Annotated in this window: 3 protein-coding genes; 2 read left to right on the forward strand and 1 reads right to left on the reverse strand. The window is 61.5% G+C overall.

The window, feature by feature from the left end:
* Positions 1-56: 56 nt before the first annotated feature.
* Complete coding sequence (locus ABWP92_RS16070; RefSeq protein ID WP_353236412.1) at positions 57-1,796, reverse strand: AMP-binding protein; 1,740 nt, start codon at positions 1,794-1,796, stop codon at positions 57-59.
* 280 nt (positions 1,797-2,076) lie between these two features.
* Here ABWP92_RS16070 and coaD point away from each other — a divergent pair, with 280 nt between their 5' ends.
* Together coaD and ABWP92_RS16080 are read left to right on the forward strand one after the other, a co-directional pair.
* Positions 2,077-2,571: a pantetheine-phosphate adenylyltransferase gene (coaD, locus tag ABWP92_RS16075; protein WP_353236413.1), complete on the forward strand. Its 495-nt coding sequence runs from the start codon at positions 2,077-2,079 to the stop codon at positions 2,569-2,571.
* Positions 2,572-3,688: 1,117 nt separating this feature from the next.
* Positions 3,689-5,481 (forward strand): Ig-like domain-containing protein (locus ABWP92_RS16080; protein ID WP_353236414.1); only part of this gene is annotated, 1,793 nt, incomplete at its 3' end.

Consider the following 5,481-nt stretch of genomic DNA (forward strand, 5'->3'; position numbering starts at 1 on the left):
CGCGGCGCGAGGAGATCGTGAACACGTTCTGAGCGTGGGCCGCCGCTTCGGCCTTTTCAACCTTTCAGGCCGGGGAAATCTTCTTCGAAGAACTCCTGCGGGCCGCGCCCGGCCGCCTTGGCCTTTTCGGTTTCGTCCTTGCGCAATTGAACGCGGCGGATCTTGCCGGAGATGGTCTTGGGCAGCTCGGTGACGAACTCTATGCGGCGCACGCGCTTGTAGGGCGCAAGGCGCGCGCGGGCAAAGATGAAGATTTCCTCGGCCAGCTCCTTGCCCGGATGCGCGTCAGCCACAAGAATCAGGTACGCCTTGGGAACGGCCAGCCTCAGCGGATCGTGGCTGGGGACGATGGCGACCTCGGCGACCGCCTCGTGCTCCATCAGGGCGCTCTCCAGCTCGAACGGGCTGATGCGGTAGTCGCTGGCCTTGAACACGTCGTCCGCGCGGCCCACGAAGGTGATGTAGCCGTCTTCGTCGCGCGTTGCGGTATCGCCCGTGTGATAGTAGCCCTCGCGCATCACCGAACGGGTTTTCTCGGGACTGTCTTCATAGCAGACCATCAGGCCCGTGGGGCGCGGCGCAAGGCGCAGCGACACCTCGCCCTCGTTGCTTTCCCTGTCGTCCACGTCGAGCAGCACGACGTCGTAGCCCGGCAGCGGGCGGCCCATGGAGCCGGGCTTGAGCATCTGTCCCGGCGTGTTGCCGATCTGCGCACAGGTTTCGGTCTGCCCGAAGCCGTCGCGCAGCGTGAGGCCCCACGCCTGCTGGACCTGCTCGATGATTTCGGGATTCAGCGGCTCGCCCGCGCCGATCACTTCACGCAGCGACAACTGGCCGCGCCAGCGGGTGAGGTCTTCCTGGATCATCATCCGCCAGACCGTGGGCGGCGCGCACAGGCTGGTGACCTGGTGCTCGCGCATCGCCTGCAGCATCGCCTTCGCGGAAAAGCGCGCGTAGTTGTAGATGAAGATCGTGGCGCCGGCGATCCATGGCGCGAAAAAGCAGCTCCAGGCATGCTTTGCCCAGCCGGGCGAGCTGATGTTGAGATGCACGTCGCCGGGCTGAAGCCCGATCCAGTACATCGTGGAAAGATGTCCCACGGGGTAGCTTTGGTGCGTGTGCAGCACGAGCTTGGGCTTGGACGTGGTGCCGCTCGTGAAGTAGAGCAGCAAGGGATCGTCGGCCAGCGTGCGTCCTTCGGGCGTGAATGCGGCGGGCTGCCGGCTGGCGTGCGAGAAATCATGCCAGCCGCTTTGCGCCGCGCCCACGCAGATGCGCGTGTATTCGCCCGCGAGCGCTGCGAACTTGGCGACATGGGCGCCGGCCACGATCACGTGGCGCACCTTGCCCCGTTCGAGGCGATCCTGGAGATCGTCCGCCGTGAGCAGCATGGTGGCAGGGATCATCACCGCTCCCAGCTTGATGCAGCCAAGCATCAGCTCCCACAGCGCGAGTTCGTTGCCCAGCATCAGCAGCACGCGATCGCCGCGCCTGACGCCCAGCCCGCGCAGCCAGTTGGCGACCTGCGAAGAGCGCTCGCTCATCTGCTGGAAGCTGCGCCTGGTCTCGCCGCCGTCCTCGTCCACGATGTGCAGGGCGGTGGCGTCGTTGCCCTTCGCCATGTGATCGAAATAGTCGAGCGCCCAGTTGAATTCGCCCAGGGCGGGCCAGCGAAAGCCTTGGTAGGCGCGGTCGTAGTCGGCCCGGTGCTGAAGCAGGAAGTCGCGGGCCGCCAGAAATGCGTCGCGCGAGGCCTCGGGGCCGGGGAGCGCCGGGGAGGTTGCGGAAATGGACATGATGAAGTCTCCTGGTGGTGGTTCTCTTGGAGGGCGGGCGTGCGCGGCCCCTCCGGATGCATACCTGAATGTAGACCTTCCGGGGCCCGGCGTGCGGGCTCTTTTCCGCAACCCTGGTTGCAATTCCCGCCAGAAGCGAAAGTGGATGACCCAGGCGGCTACGGCGCGCGAAAGGCCGCCCGGCAGGCGTGCCGCAGGCATGTCGCAGCGCATTGCATAATGCGCCGTGGCGCGCCCTTGGGCGGCGTGCCTGACGGAGCTTGTTGAGGAGACCCCACCCATGGCGCAAAACGTGCTGGCCATCTATCCCGGAACTTTCGACCCCATCACCCTGGGACATGAAGATATCGTGCGCCGCGCCGCGCAACTGTTCGACCGGGTGATCGTCGCCGTCGCGGCGGGACACCACAAAAAGACCCTGTTCAGCCTGGAGGAGCGCATCGCCATGGTGACTGAGGCGGTGAAGCCTTACCCGCAAGTGACAGTGGAGAGTTTTGGGGGCCTGATGCGCGATTTCGTCGTGGCGCGCGGCGGCAAGGCCATGGTGCGCGGCTTGCGCGCCGTGACTGACTTCGACTATGAATTCCAGCTCGCGGGAATGAATCGCCACCTCATGCCGGAGGTGGAGACGGTCTTTCTCACCCCGAGCGACAAGTACCAGTTCATCAGCAGCACCTTCGTGCGCGAGATCGCGTCGCTGGGAGGCGAGGTGGACAAGTTCGTCTCGTCGGACGTGCAGCGCAGGCTCAACGAAAAACTCGGCCTTCACAAGTAGGCAAAAGCAAGCAGGCGCGGCGCCCGCTCCCGGGATCTTCGCCGCGCCGGCCCCCGCACACCGACAGAACAGACCCCCCGCGGGTCTGTTCTTGTTTGTGGAGCCTGCCCGCCCGCCGCACTGCTTTTGGCTGTCTCCGCAAGCAGGGTGCTCCGCCTTCCATGGCGTTCGTGAAGGAGTGTCCGGCCCGGCCGTTTTCCCTTCCGCAGCCTGGGAGGCATTGGCGCGGCCCGGATGTGTCGTTGACTGGCCTCGCCGCTGCCTGCTTCGGCGCGATGCTTCGATTGGGCGGGTGTTTCAGCCGCTTTCAGAGCGCGGCATATGTTTGGCGCGCATTCCGAGCTGGCTCGGCAGGCGGTGGGTAATAGGCGCGGGAACAGCGAGTATCCATATCAAATATTCCCATTTGTTCTCATATTTGATGAATATTTTGAAATACGCGCATTCACACTCATATTGCCGCCGAGCAATGCCGATTGCTTCATCAGTCGCATTCGCACGCACTGAATTTCAAGGCATCCGCGTTTTGCATATCATTCAATATTTGATAAACATCAAGTATTGAATTTGATCAGGGTGTTTGTAACAGCAATGGATCTGTAGATTGGCTTAATAAATAGCAGTCAGTTTATCAATAGCTGTTTGTATTTGATATGTCGAATGAATGATTGTGAATATTCTGCGAGTATTTGATTGAATTGGCTGGAGAGTGATGTGTTAAGTGTGTGGAAAGATTTCAATCATCGAGATAGCAGAAGTCAATGCCTTTGAATGGGACGGGATAGATACTCATTTTTCTTGGAGGCAGTGCTCTGTCAAAAATCGTAAAGATCAACTTGCCAATAGTTAAAAATCTTTAGTGATTGGGTTATTCAGTCGAAGGTGGCACTTACATCAATAGGCTGCCTCCCTTTGTCGTTAATCTCGCTGCTTCCTGGATTAGAGGCGGTGAATATATGAAATTAACATCTGTAGCGAATTGATAGTGCGACAGTCTGTTGATTAACTCTCATCGCCCATAAATTCTGTTTATTGGATTAAATTTTTCCTATCAACATTTTTTGTTGATAGGTTTTTCCGCATTTGACTGTTTGTTTCCTAGAGACTGGAGTTCTTTATGTCCGCTTCCGTTGGCCCCGTTGAAATTGTTGTAGTTTCCAAGAAGACCGCTGTATCCAAATACGGCATGCCCGCTGACTTCCGGCTGGATGACGCGTCGGTCGTGCAGATCAAGACTACACGCGCCGAGGTCAAGGAGATGGTCCGCATCGGCGACGACCTGGTCGTCAAGCTGCACAACGGTGAGTCCGTCACCGTGCGCGGCTTCTTCGCGCAACTCGATGGCGGCCAGAACAATCTGGTGTTGCAAGACGATATGGAAGGCCTCTGGCTGCTCGAGTTCGGCTCGGGCGAGGGCTCGCTGCCGTTTGGCTACTCCAATCTCTATTCGATCGATCCCCTGCTGGTGGGTGAGGAACAGACGGGTGGCGTTCTTCCCGTGGTGCTTGGCTGGGCAGGCGGCATGGCGGCGCTGCTTGGAATGACGAATTCCCACGGCGGCAAGGATGAGCCTATCCACCCGGCCGCGGCTGCCGTGGACCCCGTCAACGGGATCGACCCGATCACCGGAACCGCCGAGCCCGGCACCACCGTCGTGGTGACCTTCCCCAATGGAACGACGGCCACTGCCGTGGTGGGCGCGGATGGCAAGTTCAGCGTGCCCAATCCTGGCCTGAATGACGGCGATCAGGTCTCCGTCGTGGTCACCAACAGCGATGGCGGCGCGAGCGACCCGACCGTCGTGACCGTCGATGCGATTGCGCCCGACGCGCCGCACGTCAACCCCACCAATGGATCCGACCCCATCACGGGCACGGCCGAGCCGGGGTCCACCGTCACCCTGACCTTCCCCGATGGCTCCAAGGTCACGGTCGTGGCGGACGAGAACGGCAATTTCTCCGTGGCGCCTCCCGAGGCATTGGCCGACGGCGATATCGTCACCGTGACGGCTACGGACGCCGCGGGCAATGTCAGCGAGGAAGCCGTGCTGGAAGTGGACGCTGTCGCTCCAGAAAGCCCGGTCGTGGACCCGATCAATGCGCACGACCCCATCACGGGCAATGCCGAACCCGGCTCCACCGTGACCATCACCTATCCCGACGGCAGCACTGACAGCCAGGTCGTGGGCGAGGATGGCAAGTTCGAGTTCGAGAACCCCGGCCTGAAAGACGGCGACACCGTCACCGTGGTCGCCACCGACCCATCGGGCAACACCAGTGGCGAAGCCGAGGCGACCGTGGACGCAGTTGCGCCGGCCGCGCCGATCGTCGATCCAGTCAACGCTCATGACCCCATCACGGGCAAGGCCGAGCCCGGCTCGACCGTGACCATCACCTACCCGGACGGCAGCACCGACAGCGTGGTGGTGGGCAAGGATGGCAAGTTCGAATTCCAGAATCCTGGCCTGGAAGACAGCGACGTCCTCAAACTCGTCGCCACCGACCCCGCCGGCAACACCAGCGACGACACCAGGGTGGTTGTGGACGCGGTTGCGCCGCTGGCTCCAAGCGTCGACCCAGTCAATGGACATGATCCGATCACCGGCGAAGCCGAACCCGGAACCACCGTGAAGATCACCTATCCCGACGGCAGCACCGACAGCGTGACCGTGGGCAAGGACGGCAAGTTCGAGTTCAAGAACCCTGGCCTGGAAGATGGCGATACCGTCAAGGTGAACGCCACCGACCCCGCCGGTAACACAAGCAATGATGCCAGCGCGACCGTGGATGCAGCGAGCCCCGACGCCCCGATCGTGGACCCGATCAACGCCAACGACCCCATCACCGGCGAAGCCGAGCCTGGCTCGACCGTGACAGTCACCTACCCGGACGGCAGCACCGACAGTGTGAC

It is taken from the genome of Diaphorobacter ruginosibacter (assembly GCF_040396215.1).
In the GTDB taxonomy this organism is placed as follows: Bacteria; Pseudomonadota; Gammaproteobacteria; order Burkholderiales; family Burkholderiaceae_C; genus Diaphorobacter_A; species Diaphorobacter_A ruginosibacter_A.

Bases quoted from the DNA above. Each gene is read 5' to 3' on its own strand.
- ABWP92_RS16070 (WP_353236412.1), bottom strand. From the start codon at position 1,796: ATGTCCATTTCCGCAACCTCCCCGGCGCTCCCCGGCCCCGAGGCCTCG.
- coaD (WP_353236413.1), top strand. From the start codon at position 2,077: ATGGCGCAAAACGTGCTGGCCATCTATCCCGGAACTTTCGACCCCATC.